We start from the raw sequence: 16,827 nt of genomic DNA on the forward strand, positions 1-16,827 counted from the left end.
CTTAAAACTTATCTATGAAAACAAATTTTCTTGTATTTATAACCTTTACAATACTTATCTCTTTAGGCTTTTGGCAGCTTAGTCGTTTAAAAGAAAAGAAATTATTTTTAGCTTCAATGCAAGCTAACCTAACCTCACCTGCAATTAATTTAGCAGAAATTCAAGACGGTTTACCTTATCACAAAGTAAAAATTACCGGTCAATTTTTGCCTAATAAAGACATATATTTATACAGTAGAAGGTCAATGTCGAGTGAAAAAGACGGATATTATTTAGTTACTCCTTTTAAAACCATAGAAGATAAAGTTATTTTAGTAGCACGAGGTTGGTTCAGTAATCGCAATAAAAATATTATCACGCAAGCTACAAACGACCGGCAGCACGAGATTATCGGTGTTACCATGCCATCAGAAAAAACTCGTATCTACTTACCTGCTAACGATATAAAAAATAATGTGTGGCTAACGCTAAATTTAAAAGAAACATCCAAAGTGTTAGGCTTAGATCTTGAGAATTTTTATATTATTGCGGAAGGAAAAGATATTAGCAATCTAGATATTTTATTACCTCTTGCAATAAATCATTTAGCAGCAATCAGAAATGACCATTTAGAATACGCCCTAACTTGGTTTGGACTTGCTATTTCTTTAATCGTAATATATGTAATTTATCGGCGTCGTTATATGGCTGTGGATGTCATCCCACGAGCTTGTAGCGGGATCCAGAAAAATAATTAAAAAGACTGGACCCCGTGGTCAAGCCACGGGGTGACAGTAGAAAATTGATACATAAATGAGTGATTTACAAAGAGAAGCATCCGATCCTAATTACTCCGTTTGGGTATCGGCATCTGCCGGTACCGGTAAAACCAAAATCCTAACCGATCGATTTTTACGTCTGTTAATAACGGGCGTAGAGCCTTCCAATATTTTATGCCTTACTTTTACTAATGCTGCAGCTATAGAGATGCAAGTAAGGATTAATAGCAGACTTAAATATCTTTCTCTTTGCAACGCCGAGAAACTAGAAGAAGCACTTTTCTTAATGAGCGGCAATAAGCCATCGCCGCAAGAAACAGCAAACGCAAAAACTTTATATGATAAAATACTAAATAGCAATAAACTTTTAAATATCTATACAATTCATGCTTTTTGTCAAAAAATCCTTAAAACTTTTCCCTTAGAAGCCGGCATAACACCAGAATTTAAAATCCTTGAAGAAACTAAATTACAAGATATCTTCCTAAATATCAGAAACGCAATTTACTTAAGCGCTGAACATAATGACTTAATTAAAATTTTACTTAACCGATTTCATGAAATAACTCTGCAAGATATTTTTACCGAGATAATCGAGCAGAAAATTAAATTCAGAAAGTTATTTATAAATAAGCAAATTCCCAAAGAAATATCTAATAAAAGATTAGCGTTAGGGGAATTAAATAATATCTACGATAAGGTAAAAAACTTATTTGCCGAATATGATTTGGAGATAGTACCGAAAGAAATTTTTTTTACCAAAGACGGGAAAAAACGACAAAACCTTTTATCGAAAGAATTAATAAGGAAATATCCTAAATTATTACTAGAGCTAGAAAAAATTACCTCTGAAATTTACCGATTAGATAAGCTGCGTCGCATAGAAGAGCTAGAATATCATACGAACTTACTTACTAAACTTGCGCATATTATTTTAAAAAAATACGATTCATATAAGGAAGACAATAATTTACTCGATTACGACGATTTAATTTACTACACCGAGAAATTACTAAATAATAAAACTACTCATGAGTGGTTGCTGCATAAGCTTGAAAGCGAGATAAATCATATTCTTGTCGATGAAGCACAAGACACAAGCCCCCCGCAGTGGAATATTATTACTACTTTAATAACAGAGTTTAATGCTGTAGAGAGGCCAAATAATAGTGTTTTCATAGTCGGCGATGATAAACAATCGATCTTCAGTTTTCAAGGAGCTGATCTTCATAGTTTCAACTTAGTAAATGAGCGACTAAAAGCAAATCTTACAAATGCTAATAAGAAATTCAAAAATATCACCCTTGAATATTCTTATAGATCATGTGCAGAGATTTTACAATTTACTTATAATGTTTTAAAAAATATAAAATCCAATTACCCGAGTTTATTCCTTGCGAATAATCCTTTAATATCCTCATTTTGTACACATCAAGGCTCTGTAACGGTTTGGCCATTAGTGACGAGTGAAAAACAAGCAGAGCTTTTTTGGGCACTACCTGAAGATTATGAAAATTCTAAATCTGCTGCCGATTTACTCATAGAAAAAATCGTAAATTTTATAAAAGAACAAATAGAAAGCGAAGAAATTTTACCGTCCACTGCAAACAGAATATCTGAAAAAGATTTCATGATATTAGTAAGAAAGAGAGATGAATTTAGTAATAATCTGATCAAAGAACTTAGCAAAGCTAAGCTTAAAGTTGAGGTAAGCGATAGAATGAACCTTAAGGAAAATCTAACTATAATGGATTTAATTTCATTAGCTAAATTTGTGTTATTACCTGATGATGATTTAAATCTTGCCAGTTTACTAAAATCACCGATTATTGGAATAAGCGAGCAGCAATTATACGAACTTCTTGTAAATAAAAGTGAGAATAGCTTATGGGATATACTCTCTTCACATGAGGAGATATATAATAAGTTAGATTCTCTAATTGAAATTTATAAAATATCGATTGTTGAGAACTTCTTTGATTTAGTGGTGCATAATCTAAATTTACGAGAGATTTATGATGATGATAGTGATGATATGATAAATGAGCTATTAACATTAAGCAAAAACTATGCAAATGATATAGATAATTCACTGCAAGGATTCGTTGCTTGGTTTGAAAATAACGATATCTATATTAAACGTGATATGGAGCATTCAGACAAAATAAGAGTAATGACCGTCCACGGCTCTAAAGGACTTGAAACTCCTATTGTTATATTATGCGATTCTACTACTTTACCGATAAGCAGCAATAAATTTATTTGGGATGATAAAGGAGAAATGTTTTTCTCTGCTAATGCTGCCGATACTCCTGAGTTTTTGCAAGAGCTGAAAGAAGCTGAAAAATTAAAAGATTTGCAAGAATATATAAGACTACTCTACGTTGCAATGACAAGAGCTAAAGACAGGCTGATTATATGCGGTTTTAGTAATAAATCTACCACTCCTGAAAATTGCTGGTATAAAATAGCCAAACAAACTTACGATAAATTTCTCAATTAGTAGCTGCTATATTAAATATAATATACTATTAAGACGCACATATATTTAAATAGCGTCTTACGTTAAAAACTTTAGAAAGTTTCTTTGAAAATAAAGCAAGAATTAAAAATAGAAAGATTTAAACAATTACCATCCCTGCATTATGCTGATGAAAAAGGTAATAAAGAATAATACTTAAATTTTTTTTCTTTTAAGGCTTGTTTATACTTTGTTATTTTAGAAATAACAACTAAAACAAGCAAAATCAAAATACTTATTAACAGAGGATATAAGATATTTAACTGATCAAACATCATTAATTTCACAGAATTTAGTTAGATACTACATAATAGTAGTAACATTTATTTAAATTTCAACTTAAATATTTTTTATTTCAATTTAACTCTTATATCTTAAATTTAAATCATTTATATTTAGATTGTCATAAGAAAATTAATAAGATTTTTATTGAAACCGCTACTTCTAAAATAGATAGCATAATAATTTATGCATTATGATAATAATCATGCCCTAATAAATCAGATTTAAGAATACCAAAATTATATTCATATGAATCTAAATCAGCTTGTAATTCATGAACATTTTGTTCTATTTTTTCATAATTATATTTATATGAGTTTTGGAATTTTTCAACTAATTTACCTTTATTAACAACTTTTTTATAAGCATCTTCTTTAAAAAACCCATCTTTTTGTTCTGCACTACGAAAGTAATCCTTAAATTCACTATGTTTTTTCGGTAAATTAGAGATAAATTCTGCAAATTTTTCTAATTGAATATTGGTAATTAGAGTAAATACCAAACCTATATTTTCTTTATATTGGTTAACTCTTGAAATTTCATGCTCTATTGTATCTTTTGGTTCAATTTCAATAACATTATTAGATAAAATAACTAAATCTTTTTTATTAACCTCTTGCTTTTCAGATTCCTTTAGTTTTATATTCAGTATTTCTTCTTCTAATGCCTCTTTACTAAATAATTTTTTAAATGCAGCAAGCCACGGACCAAAAGCTGTACTTTCTAACTTTTTAAAATATTCTTTTAACTTCATAACTAATTTCCTTGTTTATATTTTCTTAGTTTAATTTATAGTACTAGTTGGAAGTAATCAAGTTATAGAGCTAAGAAAAATTAATACTTTTGTAAAAATGATATATAGCGTAACAATTGAAAAACAGTTTTAAAATTCTTAAAATAGTTTGACTATTTTAGAAAATTTTAATAAAATCTATTAATAAACTCAATCGATAATACAAAATATGAAAACAGCTTTTATCTTCCCCGGTCAAGGGTTGCAATTGATCGGCATGGGAAAAGATTTTTATGATAATTTTAAACCCGCCAAAGAAACTTTTCAAATCGTTGATGAAGTACTAAACCGAAAACTCACTGATATAATTTTTAATGGACCTTCTGAAGAACTTACCTTAACCACTAACGCACAACCGGCATTAATGGCAGTATCTATGGCAATAATAAAGATTATCAAAGCTGAAACCGGTAAAAGTTTGGATAGTCTTTGCGATTATGCTGCCGGTCATTCGCTAGGTGAATATAGTGCTTTATGTAGTACCGAAAGTATTAACCTTGAGACAGCAGCAAAACTACTTCATATACGTAGTACATCTATGCAGGAAGCATGTCCTGAAGGTGAGGGAAGCATGGCGGCTTGTATCAATATTCCGCTTCACAAACTTGAAGCAATATTAGCAGAGATCAACAAAATAAATTTATGCCAAATTGCCAACGATAACATCGAAGGACAAATAGTTATTAGCGGCAAGACCACAGCTATAGATCATGCTATTAGTATAATTAAAGATTTAGGTTATAAAGCAATAAAGCTGAAAGTCAGTGCTCCATTTCATTGTAGCTTAATGAAGCCGGCAGAAGAAAAAATGCGAGTAGCTCTTGATAAAGCTGTAATTAATAAGCCTCTGATACCGATAATCCAAAATTATACCGCAAAACCTACTCTAGATCCTACAGAAATCAAACAAAATTTAATTCTTCAGATATGCGGGCGAGTTAGATGGCGTGAAACTTTAGAACTATTTAACAAATTAGAAATCGCTCATATAGTAGAAATAGGGGCAGGAAGCGTACTAACAAATATGCTCCGGAAAATTAATTATCCATATAAGTTAAGTAATATAAGTAATTTAGAAGAACTACAGAATTGTTTAGATAACGTTAGTAAATAACTGTCTCTAATAACTTCTGATTCATAAAGTTTTTAAATTAACTCAATATTATTATATGCAAATTAGTTTTAGTTTTTTTTAAGCAATTGCTAGAATTATTAACTAGTGATTGGCAGAGAGCTATTTAGACAAGGTAATAGAGGATTTTAAAGCCTTAACAGATACTAATGATACATTTTTAAAAGAAGCATGTTATAAAAAAATTGCTCTTATCCAAAAAGACATTAAAGAAGGTGAATATCCATGGTATGTTGCGCCTTTTAATAAAATAGATCATGCAAGTTTATTACTTACCAATATTCATATATTAGAGCTTGATTATTATCTAAATCAAAATACGGTAAAAGCAGTAAAAATATGCTGCGAAATAACTTCAAAGATATATATAATCCGGAAATTTATATTATTGCTAATTATGAAGAACCTATAATTAAAAACTATACAATAATAGATAAAATAGCCAAAGGTAAAGTTATTACCTTTGAAGATTTAAATATTAAATATGTAGATCACACGAATGAAGGGTTAAAATATATAGGTGATATAGTAAATGATATTAGAAAACTAGACAGCGAGTTAGTAGCAGATATTCAAATATTATCAAATTTATTTTGTAAATTTTCTTATTACTCAGTGTACAATCATTTTTATGGCTGCACATTTTGAAGAATTACAAAATTTTCATCAAAATTTAGATAACCTCAATTGTTTAGTACCGTTACAAAAATATATTCCCGAATGCCAACCAAAAGACTATAAACGCCAGTTTAGGATAAGGGAAGTTGTGAATTGTTTAAAAAAGGTATAAATTTATTAGTTTTAGTAAGATTAAAAGCATTAACACAAGCTAGAATATGAACTAAAAAGTTGTTAGGTGACCTATGTCTTGAATGTTCAAGATTCATGTTTTTCTTTAATACACGTTAAGAATAGACTTAATTAACGATCTTTTACGAAGTAGTATCTTATCTTCTAAATCTAATAGATAGATTCTTCATATCTTTCCTTATTCCTGTAAATAAATGCAAGCCTCTAGAGTTTAATATGCTAAATAAATCCTTAGAGATATAAGCTTTATCACCAAAGATTTTGCCTTTTAATGCGGTAGTTATACTGCTTGCTACTGATAAATCACTACTATTTGCTTTGGTAATGTTGACTGCCATAATTTGACCTTTATTATTAATTCTATATGTAACTTAAAACCCATAAACCAACCATAGCTACTCATACCTATTTTAGCAATATTACTAAACACTCGATTATTACTTGTACGCTTTGTATGGCATATAGATAATTTAGTTGAATCGATAAAATAAACCCCTGTATCTTCACCCCTAAATAATTGTAGCATTATAACAAGCGGTAAAACTAGCCTCGGCCATAGTTGTATTATCCGACTATAACTCGGTAGTTTAAAATAACCTCTGCATTTGTATGATAAATAATATAAATAGTAATTTTTAAAGTCCTTACACGGTGATAAATAAAAATATAATACTATAGTTAGTAACTCGCAGAGTTTTAAACTCCCTTCTCTCTGACGTTGCCTATCTTTTGGTATTGATTTCTTTTGCTCCCATTCCTCATACTATGTTGCAAAAATTATCTAGTATACAGAATAAACTTATGATACATTTCTTCATGTTGAGAGTATATTTTTTGAATAAATCTTATATATCTCAACACTCAAATCCTTGCAACCACTTCTATATTATCATCTCTCTATATCCTTCTTATACTCTAAATGCGCGTTATAAAAGCATCAAGTTTTTATTTTCTCTTATCCTAAACTGGCGTTATAAGAGTTTTGTCAATCTTGAAGCAATAACTTGGAATAGATTTTTAGTTAAATATCAGAAATTATTTGAGAACATTCAGAAATATTATTTAGCATCTGTAGTGATAGTGAGAATTTTTACTCTTATCATCTTAGCTTAAACAAGCGCATCGAAATTATAGAGTACTTAATAGATAAATATAAAAATGATACTAAATCTATTTATTATATAACCCAACAACTTTTTGATATTTGTGATGATAACACGGATATTAAAACTATCGAAGCCAAGGCTAAACAGTTTTACAAATATATTGAATATTTCCGTAGTTGGGATGATTTGCCTAGTTATTGGTATATGGACTTTAAAGGACTACCCGGATGTGATAAGGAAGCTTTGATTATGGGCAATTCCGTAAAGCCGGAAAATGATTATATTTAGTTAGAAAAATTATAAAATAATTCTAGAAATTTTGCTTATTAGATGATATAAAGTCAAGTCATAACTGGAGAGATGGCCGAGTGGCCGAAGGCGGCGGTTTGCTAAACCGTTATACGGGTCATACCGTATCGAGGGTTCGAATCCCTCTCTCTCCGCCAGTCTGGACAGTTAGCCAATCCTTGTAGTTTATCAAACGGAAAAGCCAAGGAGTAACCAAGGTTTTCGCCTTTCAAATTTAGGTTCGCAAATACAAATTATCGCCTTATTTCCTTTATTTAACAAGGCTTTTAGCTCTTAATACAAACCTACTAATATGTTCTATGCTATTCGTATGTTAGTTTATGCTAGACTTTTCTCTAATATTTTCTGTTACTTATACGTTATTTTCTACAAATTTCACCAATTTTAGCCATTTTTTTTCTAAAAATATATACGCTCTATACAAACGAGGGGCTATTCCTCGTAAAATAAGGGATTGGAGGGCTTTTTGTAAAAATTTTTTTTTAAAGAATGAATGGTTTATACCAGAATTTTTCAGTTTTTATAACAATTTCACCTATTACCGGAATTGAGTGAGGCCTTAAATAAAGCTCAAGGGTTGGGTCGGAAATATAAAGATTTAAAAATTCCAACGTTTCTTTTTTATTACTACAGTCGTCTGTGCTGCCATTATTACACATGGTACATCTTAATTTCACTTTATCATTTGCTACTAAATCTTTTAATTGTGTTACTTCAATTGTATATCACTTATGTTGCGAAAACCATCTATTACTTCATTAAATATATTATTTACGTCTTGCGAAACTGTCCTTCTTATATCATTTATATCTTCATTAGTACGTCAAGAAACATAAGGTAAACCACTATCGTATTTGTGACACAAACCCCAACACCAACCTTGTACTCCTTCTGTATTTCCAGGAGTTGTCATATAGCTTACATTTGCAAAAGCTACTCCATTATTAAATATATTATATGCATCTATATCCTCCTTATTAAAGACCATACCCCCTTTTGAGAGTATAAGCTATAATTACTCCAGTCCCATTAGATTTACATGTAAAATGTCTTGTCTTGTCATACCTTACCTTTTGAAATGTTATTAAAAACTTTAACTATTTTAGATTATATAATGTCATCTTCTTCACCCATTAATTTAATTAAGTCTGGATAAGTTTTTGCATATTGATCTATAAACTCAATTGTTTCTATTTTATCATGAGATGATAATTTAACTTTATCACTTTCTACTAACTCTCTTAATTCTTTTATTTCTTGTATGGTAGCATAATGAACACTAACCTCTTCGCCATCTTTTTGCTGCATACCATTGATTTTGAGCATCGCATGAAAGGGCATTTAATATATTAATATTTATGGGTTCTAAATCTAGTTTTACGAAGAAATTTCTTGTTTTAATAGGAATTGTGAAGTTTCGGTGATAGGTACGTATGATAATCCAAAAGATTCATTATTAAATATACAGAACGGCTCTGTTTTCTTTAATGGCTCTGTTTTCTTTTGAAAACTACTGTTAGGAACAAAACCAAAAATTTTTATTGTATAGTGTTGATTTATATAATTCATATCATTTATTTTTGTTCTTTCATTTTTTACCTCTTACAATAGTTAAATTCTATTTATTCAAAATAGCCTAGCTATTTCAGCTTTTGATTACAACATAAATTATAAAAATCTGCTAAATCATAAGTAGGAAAAGCTATAATAAACTATATAAACATATCTCCTGTAACCTTATATTTAATAGAATTTATATATGAGTAGCAATTATACACCAAAAAATTACGGTTTATTTGGAAAGTACATAAGTAAGATATCAAAAGCCATAATTACTAAATATAGAAAATAATATAAGCAATACTAAAAGTAGTAATTAATATGCAAAGATATTTAGACCCAATGAATGATAGTTTATTTAAAAAAATCTTTCGTGATTTAGAGAGATTAAAGGAATGTATCAATGCAGTTCTTGAACTTCAGGAGGGTTTTAGAATTAAAGAAATAGAGTTTATGCCCATAGAGCAAGTACCTATGCTCAATAAAGGACAAAAAGCATATTTGATTTAAAGGTTAAAGATGAAGCCGGTAGCTGGTATATAATCGAGATGCAAAATAGCAGAAATTAAGGAATAAATCTAAGGCGTTAACTACGCAATCACAACATACAAAAGGTCCATATCCTGCTACGCAGTAAACGACCTCTTCAGCTCATTGGTGGGAAAGGACGAACCCACATAAGATATTATAACACTTCAATACTCAACTTACAATAATTATTATAGCTTAGTAGTTGAGATATTATTTAAAGGATTAAATTATGACTGATTTAATCAAACAATTTGAGGTGCTACTGTCATTCCCACGAGGCTTTGTTGCGTGGACCGGTAAAATCCACTGCGTCACCCCGTGGCTTGACCACGGGGTTCATAAAAACAATAAACAATACTAATAATTTTAGTATTTTTAACTGGATCCCGCGGTCAAGCCACGGGATGACAGAAGTGAAATTGATCCACGCAACAATGCCTTCCCACGAAAGCAGAAATCCAGTACTTTAAAGCTTTTTTAAAAGTTTTACCTTGAAAAAAATGATATAATAAAAAATCTTTAAAATTAAGATTTTTTAGCCTGGATCCCTGCTTTCGCAGGGATGACATCTAGGGCTTTTTAAAAATTGTCCGGTACTATACTGAGTGACAACGCCGGCAAATAGAGCGGTCATTGTTCTTAAGTGAAACAGGTACAGCCTCAATTGCTAATGAGATTGCGGTTGCTGCAAATGTAGTAACTGATTGTTTAAAATAATTAACTAACATATTAAATTACTAATTGTAATTATTATCATTTATTAAAATTTCTTATCATTTCTTTTAATCTGCTATATATTCAAAAATTCCCTAAATCAATTCTAATTTATTTAATCCATACTTTTAGTTAAATTTCTATTGTATTTTTAAAGTTTCTTATTATGATTCTGTCTATAATTCTGCCTATAGCTCATTTTTAATAAAATATTAAAATTTATAGAATTTAATAAGGATATAATTATGTTCATACTAAACATTTTTAAAACAAACTGGTACAAAAGATTATCCGAAAGTACAACAAGTGACCTTAATAATAAAAATATAACTGATGAACAAGCAAAAGATTTAGCTGCAGCACTTAAAGCTAATAGATCTTTAACGTCGCTTTATCTTCCTTGGCACAACATAGGCGAGGCAACATTTAAAATACTTAATGAATATCTGTACAGAAATAAAATTATAACCGAAAAAAGCAGAAAAGAAATATGAAGCACAGCAAAAGCAAGAACTAGCAACACGACAAGTAGAGGAAGAAAAAAGAAAACTGTTGGAAGAACAAGAAAAACAACAGCAAAACCTAAAGCTTGATGAGCTAAAATATAATCAACTAATTTTAGTAATAAAAGAAAGTAAAGAAGAAGCAGAAAATTTAGTTAAAGAGCTAAACGGTGACACGCTTAACAAGATAGACGATAACGGCGATACGGTTTTAACTTTAGCTGCTTATAAAGGATTAGATAAAGTTTGCGAATTACTAATCTCTAAAATGTCTAATCAGGCTATTAGTACTATTAATCGCAATGGTAAAACGGCTTTAACTTATACTGCTAGTAAAGGCTTAAGTAAAGTATGCATGTAACTAATCCCTCTAATGAGCGCTCCGGCTATTAATACTATTACCAAACCTTATGGTACTATAGCCTTAACTTGTGCTGCATGGAAAGGCTGAGGCGAGGTATGTATGTGGCTAATTTCAAGAATGCCGGATCAAGCTATTAATCATATAACTAATGGAGGTGATACTGCCTTAACTTTAGCTGTATGAAACGGTTTAGAAAGGGTGTGTGAGTATAATACCTAGAACGACTATTCAAGCTATTCATCATGTTAATAATAAAGGTGAAACAGTATTAAATTTAGTTATAAAAAATAATTTTAAAAATATATATGACTTATTAACTTTAAGAGTAAATGAGCTAAATAATCAATTCAATAAAACAAATATATGTAAGAACGAGGACGAAAAACTTATTATTGCAGAGGAAGCAAATATTTACCAAATAATAGGCAAGATAATTTTTAACTTACAAAATAGTACTAATATTGATGAAGCAAACAAGCTCATAATAGAGAATAGCTTATATAGAATACTTAATAAGGTTCAGAAGCTAATAGATAAAAATGACATAATAAATATAACTCAAAGTATAACAGAACTTATAGGACACGAAATTACAGAAGGGATAGTTGTAGATTTAGCAGATGAAGTTAATGAAATGGCAGAAAAACAAACTCAAAAAAAGTTAAATATATTCAACGAAACAGTAAAAAAATAATTACGAAATTAGAAACTGCTAACATTAAAGATAGTGCAGTGATACAAACACAAATAAACGAAATATCAAGTAAAGTACAAACTTTAGAAAACAATGTTAGTATAGAGCAAATAACAAACTGGATGGGAAAACTTTTAGACGGCAAAATTACTAAAGGCACAGTTATAGATTTAAGAAAGAAAATTGAGACAATAATACTTCAAGAAATAAATGAATCCACTAGTGTAATTACATTTATAGCAAAGGAAATAATTTATTACAAACCGCTTTTCAATAATCCAGAATTGCTACAAGTTGCCACTACATTACTAAGCCCTAATTTAATCTACGAAGCAATTAATAATAATGATAAGGAGCTTATTTTAGCCGGGCTAATGAGCATGGGGTATGATGTAGCAAAATATATTTAAACTAAATATTTGGCGCTGGTACTAATGCATAAAAAGGCCTAAGCGTAGCCTGAATCAAAGCTAATCTAAACTGGTTAAGGGTTCGCATAACGTACCCCCGCCAGTCTAGACAGTTAGCCAATTCTTGTAGTGCTATCTAAGTATAATCTTTATCACCAAGCATATTATAGATTTCCGGCATATATTTATGTTTCAGCCAAATCTCAACAAGGCTACCGATAATATAAAGGTTATTTTTAGCTCTGCTAATACCGACGTTTAAGACGTTTGGCTTTTTCGTCATTATATTTCTTGCACCTTTATCAAGAGGATGCTGAACTCCTAGTAGTATTATTACCATATCGTTTTCTTTGCCTTGAAATGCATGAATAGTGCCGATATTTTTATATCTAAATGCTTGCATTGTTTTCTCATATCTTGAATCGTCATATATTTCATTCAATTTTCTACGAATAGATTCGCTGTCATCTTTATACATGGTAATAATGTAAATTTGTTTGAGCAAATCATCCCCATTTTTCTCTTTTAATACTTGTTTTAGTAACTCTAGTAATTTTTGAAATTTGGCTTCCGAGTCATATTTATAACGTTGAACCTTATTATCTTTTATATCTATCCATTTTGAAGTACCTAAAATCGTTCTAATATCAGAGTTACAGTCAGAGGTAGCAAAAATCATTTTGTTACATATTTTAAACATAGGATTTTGGCATCTTCTATGCACTAATAAAGGGAAACCAACCGTAACATCATCTATTTTTATTTGATATAAAGAATTACGGTCAGCTAGGTTTTGCAATGAAACTTCCGAAGGTGACCACTCAGGATATGAAACCTTAAAATGTTCACATAATTTGTTCATTAAATCTTGCTTTAATATAGAAATAGGATCTGTTTGCAGCGGATCACCGACTACTACGACTTTTTTGGATTTGTAAATAGCACTAGCTGCGTATTGTGGCGGTATATGCCCTGCTTCATCAATAAATAACCAAGGAATTTCATTATGTTCGGATGTTGCCAACATTTTATCGAATGAGTGAAAAGTTGTAGACACAACAGGTATGACCATAAAGAAATTTTGTTTATCTTAGAGTCACCCGATGAATGTACTGCCATATCAAAGAAATATTGCAGGTTATGCCAAAAATTATCAGCATTAGCATTTATAAATATCTCATGTAATCTTACAGCATTTATGAATAATTTTGATCTTAATTTTTCAAACTCTTTATCAAAGTAAGGAGTGACTTTATTTAAATCTTCAAAATTTTCTTGCCAATTTTTCCAAAATAAATCTTCTTCAAAATCCTTATAATATTGAAATATTTATCTTTTAAACTTACGATAGCCAAGCTTATATCGTCGTTAAGCTGTTTTATTTCGTCTACAGAAGCTTCAATTTTCTTAATTTCAGCTTTAATATTCTTAATATCAGTTTTTATCCGGTCAATTTCTTCTGAAGATTTATTTTTTAGCTTAATTAAATCCCGTTTTAGCAAGAATTGTATTTTGCGGTTTTAAAAAATGCATGAATTTTTTCAAAAAAAACCAAATTTAATAATTTTATTTTACAATCAATTTCAAGTATTTTAGAGCTTTTATAATCAAGCTCTAATTCTAACTCATTTGGCTCTTCTTTTTTTTCTGCATATATCGCTCCTAAATCCTCTTCCTTAATTAACTCTCTTTTCTTTTTATTAAGTTCAATAACTGATGCAATATTTTCATAAACTTCATGAATTTCACTGTATAAATTGTTAAAATCAGCACACGCTTCTTTCCATTCATTATTAATTTCATCTATAGAATTACAATATTCAGGTTTAAAATGTGCAGGGACTTTATCTTTACATTTATTATTAACTAGCAGATTAAGATATTGCAGCATTGTATGTTTTTCATCATTCTTATCATCGTTTTCTTCTTCATCTTTATATTTCCAAAACTTATTTGAAAATCTCTTTTTATTTCCATGATTACCGAGCACCGCAGCAAATATACCCCAATCTTTCTCTTTTTCCTCTTCCAATAAAAGTTGTTTAAAATAACTTAAATCTTTATGATATAGCTTATCTATTTTACTATATAACGATATTTCTTTAGATATATTTTCAACGGCATTGTTATTAGATGATGCAACAACCATACCGTAAGTTTGTAATTCCGGTTTTAAAGAATTAACATGATAATCAAAATTTGGTGTATGTAAGGAAGATTTTTTATTTTGAAACCCGTCCTTAGGATCTTCTAAGGTTGCTAAATATGAAGCACGATCTACATAGATATTTGCTATAAGAGCAAAAAGTATAGTACCTGTACCAGGCGGACCATTAACAGCAAAAAGCTTTCCTGAAAAAGAGGGTAATACCAAATTAATCGCAGCAGCTTGCAGTGCCACAAGAGAGTGACTCGGCGATGAACACCAACGCGCCGGTTGCATCATAAATGGAGATAACAGTTCTTGTAGACTTTCTTGATGCTTTAAAACATCTATGGAATCCGGCTTATCTTCTTTACCGAGATATTTAGCAATTGCTGATTCCGAGTCAAATTTTTCTATATTACTTCGTACAAAATCTAATGGTCTTAGAAAAAAACTCTTAAACATTTCTAAAGAAGGAGCGGCAAAATTATAAATTACCGGTTTATCTTTTTTCTTTTTATGCGAGGTAACTCTTTTTACATATATTTCAGAGCGGCTAAATAAATATTTTTTGTCAATTTCTAACTTCTACACTACAAGATCAATCATAAGATTAATCATTTTTCACTCTAGAGTTTTAACTCAAGAATCTTGCTTTTTATCTTCAAAATATATTCTCTCGCTTTCTGAAAATACTGCCTCTATTAGGCTGTTATTATTATCTACAAAATTTGGTAAATCTTTTAACTCTTTTTCTTGGAACTCACCTCTCATGATTCTACCAAGAGCATAAGCAGCAGTAGAGATAACCATCGATCCTTCAATATATTTACCGTTTTCATCTATAGTTAAACCAGCAATAGGTGTTTGTCGGTTGCTCTTGCTTATCTTGATGGTTATTATAATCATTTAAGAACTCTTGATCTAATTTAGTTATATTTTGGATTTTCTTTAAAATATCAAGTTCAGCTTCCGACCATTTTAAATAACCGAGATCAATATGCCAATGAACTGCTACTTCGTTTTTCTCAAGATCAATACCGAGTTTTGTTTTATCCAGTTTTGCAAACGGAGCATCTTTTAAGAAAAAAAGCGTTTCTTTCTTATCCAGCTTGCAACTAAAACTGCCTTTTTTATCGGTATGTTCTCTAATAATTTCAAAATATCTATTTAAATTTTCGTTTTTATTAGGAGTTAGTACTGCAATAATCTTCCATACATCGAGGATAGATTTGATTTGTTCATCAGATTGATTGTACATAAAAAGAAGTTTACACTTAAAATAGAAATATCCTAAGTATGAAACTAGAAGAAGTAAACAACTTTTTAATGTTACTATTTATAGCATATAAAGATGTGTATAATTAACACAATTATCGCCAAATTATTAATGGTTTTAATAAAATTTTAGTATTTTTTATAAATTCATTTAGTATATTTCCTTAACCCAAATAGGATATAATAAATGCAAAATAATAAGGAAATTATTAAATATATAGTGTCTAGCATTTGGTCTTCTTGGAATCCTATAAACTGGTCACCAAGCATGCAATTAGCTACCTTAAGTTATATATTGTCTTGTTTAATTGATGGGAATGATGCATATCCAATTGAAGATGCACAAATAATAAATAATGACCAGGAATGGCGTAAAAGCAATCAAACTTATACCTTTTATAATACCCAATTTCCATCTTCTCGTTATATGGAACTTGCAAAAGAGATACCTATATGATGCCTAAAAAGATTAAAAATATTTCATCAATTTGATGATGAGAATTATGTACCTAATGAAGCGTTAGCCTCTCATAAACTCATAAATAACTTTTCTAATTTATGAAGCATTTTAAACTAACTCCTCTTATAGACTCTACTGATTTTAATCCTAACTATTTTATGGTATGTAGTTGGGCAAAAAATTTAGGGAATATTCCTAAATTTTTTGGTCAAAAGCTAAAGCGTGTTTGTAATAATATAGAAGAAGCAGAAAATTATTGGGCGAGTTATGAACCGGAGGCATGCTCTAATTTTTCTACCTTTCATGAGTTTATAAATACAATAACACATTGTAATGATGCATTATTAGGTTGTAGAGATATTAGATCAGATATATATTACAATGAACTATAGTTAATTCAGATGAATACAACTTTCTCCTTTAGCAAATAAAGCAATTAATGCCTATATAGTCAAA

General features: G+C 29.8%; 20 protein-coding genes, 1 tRNA gene and 1 pseudogene. 13 read left to right on the forward strand and 9 right to left on the reverse strand.

The genetic code is table 11. From position 1 onward, the window contains the following. Positions 1-14 precede the first annotated feature (14 nt). Both A3305_RS01470 and A3305_RS01475 read left to right on the forward strand, forming a co-directional pair. Positions 15-737 (forward strand): SURF1 family protein, encoded by a 723-nt coding sequence (locus A3305_RS01470; RefSeq protein ID WP_014392718.1) that lies wholly within the window; start codon positions 15-17, stop codon positions 735-737. 55 nt (positions 738-792) lie between these two features. Continuing rightward, positions 793-3,261, forward strand: coding sequence for a UvrD-helicase domain-containing protein (locus A3305_RS01475; RefSeq protein WP_014392719.1), 2,469 nt, complete (start codon positions 793-795; stop codon positions 3,259-3,261). A 484-nt stretch (positions 3,262-3,745) separates the two neighbouring features. Here A3305_RS01475 and A3305_RS01480 read toward each other — a convergent pair whose 3' ends face one another. Then, positions 3,746-4,315 (reverse strand): hypothetical protein, encoded by a 570-nt coding sequence (locus tag A3305_RS01480; protein WP_014392720.1) that lies wholly within the window; start codon positions 4,313-4,315, stop codon positions 3,746-3,748. A gap of 208 nt (positions 4,316-4,523) precedes the next feature. Here A3305_RS01480 and fabD point away from each other — a divergent pair, with 208 nt between their 5' ends. After that, positions 4,524-5,468, forward strand: a complete 945-nt coding sequence (gene fabD / locus A3305_RS01485) for an ACP S-malonyltransferase (protein ID WP_014392721.1) — start codon at positions 4,524-4,526, stop codon at positions 5,466-5,468. Between the two features lie 357 nt (positions 5,469-5,825). Next, positions 5,826-6,134, forward strand: coding sequence for a hypothetical protein (locus tag A3305_RS01495; protein WP_014392723.1), 309 nt, complete (start codon positions 5,826-5,828; stop codon positions 6,132-6,134). Positions 6,135-6,433: 299 nt separating this feature from the next. Here the strand turns inward: A3305_RS01495 and A3305_RS11125 are convergent, their stop codons facing one another. Both A3305_RS11125 and A3305_RS11130 read right to left on the reverse strand, forming a co-directional pair. Next, on the reverse strand, positions 6,434-6,634 hold the full coding sequence (locus tag A3305_RS11125) for a transposase (RefSeq protein WP_014391701.1): 201 nt from the start codon (positions 6,632-6,634) through the stop codon (positions 6,434-6,436). After that, on the reverse strand, positions 6,589-6,822 hold the full coding sequence (locus tag A3305_RS11130) for a transposase (RefSeq protein ID WP_014391702.1): 234 nt from the start codon (positions 6,820-6,822) through the stop codon (positions 6,589-6,591). The genes A3305_RS11125 and A3305_RS11130 overlap by 46 nt, the downstream gene beginning before the upstream one ends. A gap of 541 nt (positions 6,823-7,363) precedes the next feature. Between A3305_RS11130 and A3305_RS01510 the strand changes: the two genes are divergently transcribed. Both A3305_RS01510 and A3305_RS01515 read left to right on the forward strand, forming a co-directional pair. Next, complete coding sequence (locus tag A3305_RS01510; protein WP_041860540.1) at positions 7,364-7,690, forward strand: hypothetical protein; 327 nt, start codon at positions 7,364-7,366, stop codon at positions 7,688-7,690. 66 nt (positions 7,691-7,756) lie between these two features. Continuing rightward, positions 7,757-7,848: transfer RNA gene (locus tag A3305_RS01515), tRNA-Ser, on the forward strand. A 686-nt stretch (positions 7,849-8,534) separates the two neighbouring features. Here the strand turns inward: A3305_RS01515 and A3305_RS09300 are convergent. Both A3305_RS09300 and A3305_RS09965 read right to left on the reverse strand, forming a co-directional pair. Next, a complete protein-coding gene (locus tag A3305_RS09300) occupies positions 8,535-8,699 on the reverse strand; it encodes a hypothetical protein (protein ID WP_167884957.1) in 165 nt (54 codons plus the stop codon). A gap of 119 nt (positions 8,700-8,818) precedes the next feature. Further along, positions 8,819-9,019: a hypothetical protein gene (locus A3305_RS09965; protein WP_014392725.1), complete on the reverse strand. Its 201-nt coding sequence runs from the start codon at positions 9,017-9,019 to the stop codon at positions 8,819-8,821. A gap of 573 nt (positions 9,020-9,592) precedes the next feature. On the opposite strand from A3305_RS09965, the gene A3305_RS01525 reads away from it, so the two are divergent. The 5 genes from A3305_RS01525 (at position 9,593) to A3305_RS09970 (ending at position 12,487) form a co-directional block, all read left to right on the forward strand. Then, positions 9,593-9,781: a hypothetical protein gene (locus tag A3305_RS01525; RefSeq protein WP_014392726.1), complete on the forward strand. Its 189-nt coding sequence runs from the start codon at positions 9,593-9,595 to the stop codon at positions 9,779-9,781. 980 nt (positions 9,782-10,761) lie between these two features. After that, complete coding sequence (locus tag A3305_RS01540; RefSeq protein WP_014392727.1) at positions 10,762-11,010, forward strand: hypothetical protein; 249 nt, start codon at positions 10,762-10,764, stop codon at positions 11,008-11,010. 58 nt (positions 11,011-11,068) lie between these two features. After that, positions 11,069-11,380: an ankyrin repeat domain-containing protein gene (locus A3305_RS08740; protein ID WP_014392728.1), complete on the forward strand. Its 312-nt coding sequence runs from the start codon at positions 11,069-11,071 to the stop codon at positions 11,378-11,380. Positions 11,381-11,585: 205 nt separating this feature from the next. After that, positions 11,586-12,077 carry a hypothetical protein gene (locus A3305_RS09305; RefSeq protein ID WP_014392729.1) on the forward strand — a complete coding sequence of 164 codons (492 nt, stop codon included), beginning with the start codon at positions 11,586-11,588 and terminating at the stop codon, positions 12,075-12,077. 38 nt (positions 12,078-12,115) lie between these two features. Beyond that, entirely contained in the window at positions 12,116-12,487 is a 372-nt protein-coding gene (locus A3305_RS09970; protein WP_014392730.1) for a hypothetical protein, read from the forward strand. Between the two features lie 136 nt (positions 12,488-12,623). Here the strand turns inward: A3305_RS09970 and A3305_RS08745 are convergent, their stop codons facing one another. The 4 genes and pseudogenes from A3305_RS08745 to A3305_RS11425 all read right to left on the reverse strand — a co-directional run bounded on the left by A3305_RS08745 (position 12,624) and on the right by A3305_RS11425 (position 15,693). After that, a complete protein-coding gene (locus tag A3305_RS08745) occupies positions 12,624-13,514 on the reverse strand; it encodes a DEAD/DEAH box helicase (RefSeq protein WP_014392731.1) in 891 nt (296 codons plus the stop codon). Positions 13,515-13,753: 239 nt separating this feature from the next. Then, positions 13,754-14,042: pseudogene (locus A3305_RS01575) on the reverse strand (hypothetical protein); the annotation flags it as partial. Between the two features lie 1,233 nt (positions 14,043-15,275). Next, positions 15,276-15,446, reverse strand: a complete 171-nt coding sequence (locus A3305_RS09310; RefSeq protein ID WP_014392734.1) for a hypothetical protein — start codon at positions 15,444-15,446, stop codon at positions 15,276-15,278. A 25-nt stretch (positions 15,447-15,471) separates the two neighbouring features. Further along, positions 15,472-15,693, reverse strand: a complete 222-nt coding sequence (locus tag A3305_RS11425; protein ID WP_144010776.1) for a hypothetical protein — start codon at positions 15,691-15,693, stop codon at positions 15,472-15,474. 405 nt (positions 15,694-16,098) lie between these two features. On the opposite strand from A3305_RS11425, the gene A3305_RS09985 reads away from it, so the two are divergent. Beyond that, positions 16,099-16,368 carry a hypothetical protein gene (locus A3305_RS09985; protein ID WP_226983949.1) on the forward strand — a complete coding sequence of 90 codons (270 nt, stop codon included), beginning with the start codon at positions 16,099-16,101 and terminating at the stop codon, positions 16,366-16,368. Between the two features lie 101 nt (positions 16,369-16,469). Next, the gene (locus A3305_RS01595) at positions 16,470-16,763 is read left to right on the forward strand and encodes a hypothetical protein (protein WP_226983951.1); all 294 of its coding nucleotides are present in this window, start codon (positions 16,470-16,472) and stop codon (positions 16,761-16,763) included. Positions 16,764-16,827 lie beyond the last annotated feature (64 nt).

This window comes from Rickettsia amblyommatis, assembly GCF_002078335.1.
In the GTDB taxonomy this organism is placed as follows: Bacteria; Pseudomonadota; Alphaproteobacteria; order Rickettsiales; family Rickettsiaceae; genus Rickettsia; species Rickettsia rickettsii.

Excerpts from the sequence above, each read along its gene's own strand:
- A3305_RS01470 (WP_014392718.1), top strand. The coding sequence starts at position 15 with ATGAAAACAAATTTTCTTGTATTTATAACCTTTACAATACTTATCTCT.
- A3305_RS01475 (WP_014392719.1), top strand. The coding sequence starts at position 793 with ATGAGTGATTTACAAAGAGAAGCATCCGATCCTAATTACTCCGTTTGG.
- A3305_RS01480 (WP_014392720.1), bottom strand. The coding sequence starts at position 4,315 with ATGAAGTTAAAAGAATATTTTAAAAAGTTAGAAAGTACAGCTTTTGGT.
- fabD (WP_014392721.1), top strand. The coding sequence starts at position 4,524 with ATGAAAACAGCTTTTATCTTCCCCGGTCAAGGGTTGCAATTGATCGGC.
- A3305_RS01495 (WP_014392723.1), top strand. The coding sequence starts at position 5,826 with ATGCTGCGAAATAACTTCAAAGATATATATAATCCGGAAATTTATATT.
- A3305_RS11125 (WP_014391701.1), bottom strand. The coding sequence starts at position 6,634 with ATGGCAGTCAACATTACCAAAGCAAATAGTAGTGATTTATCAGTAGCA.
- A3305_RS11130 (WP_014391702.1), bottom strand. The coding sequence starts at position 6,822 with ATGCTACAATTATTTAGGGGTGAAGATACAGGGGTTTATTTTATCGAT.
- A3305_RS09300 (WP_167884957.1), bottom strand. The coding sequence starts at position 8,699 with ATGGTCTTTAATAAGGAGGATATAGATGCATATAATATATTTAATAAT.
- A3305_RS09965 (WP_014392725.1), bottom strand. The coding sequence starts at position 9,019 with ATGCAGCAAAAAGATGGCGAAGAGGTTAGTGTTCATTATGCTACCATA.
- A3305_RS01525 (WP_014392726.1), top strand. The coding sequence starts at position 9,593 with ATGCAAAGATATTTAGACCCAATGAATGATAGTTTATTTAAAAAAATC.
- A3305_RS01540 (WP_014392727.1), top strand. The coding sequence starts at position 10,762 with ATGTTCATACTAAACATTTTTAAAACAAACTGGTACAAAAGATTATCC.
- A3305_RS08745 (WP_014392731.1), bottom strand. The coding sequence starts at position 13,514 with ATGTTGGCAACATCCGAACATAATGAAATTCCTTGGTTATTTATTGAT.
- A3305_RS09310 (WP_014392734.1), bottom strand. The coding sequence starts at position 15,446 with ATGGTTATCTCTACTGCTGCTTATGCTCTTGGTAGAATCATGAGAGGT.
- A3305_RS09985 (WP_226983949.1), top strand. The coding sequence starts at position 16,099 with ATGCAAAATAATAAGGAAATTATTAAATATATAGTGTCTAGCATTTGG.
- A3305_RS01595 (WP_226983951.1), top strand. The coding sequence starts at position 16,470 with ATGAAGCATTTTAAACTAACTCCTCTTATAGACTCTACTGATTTTAAT.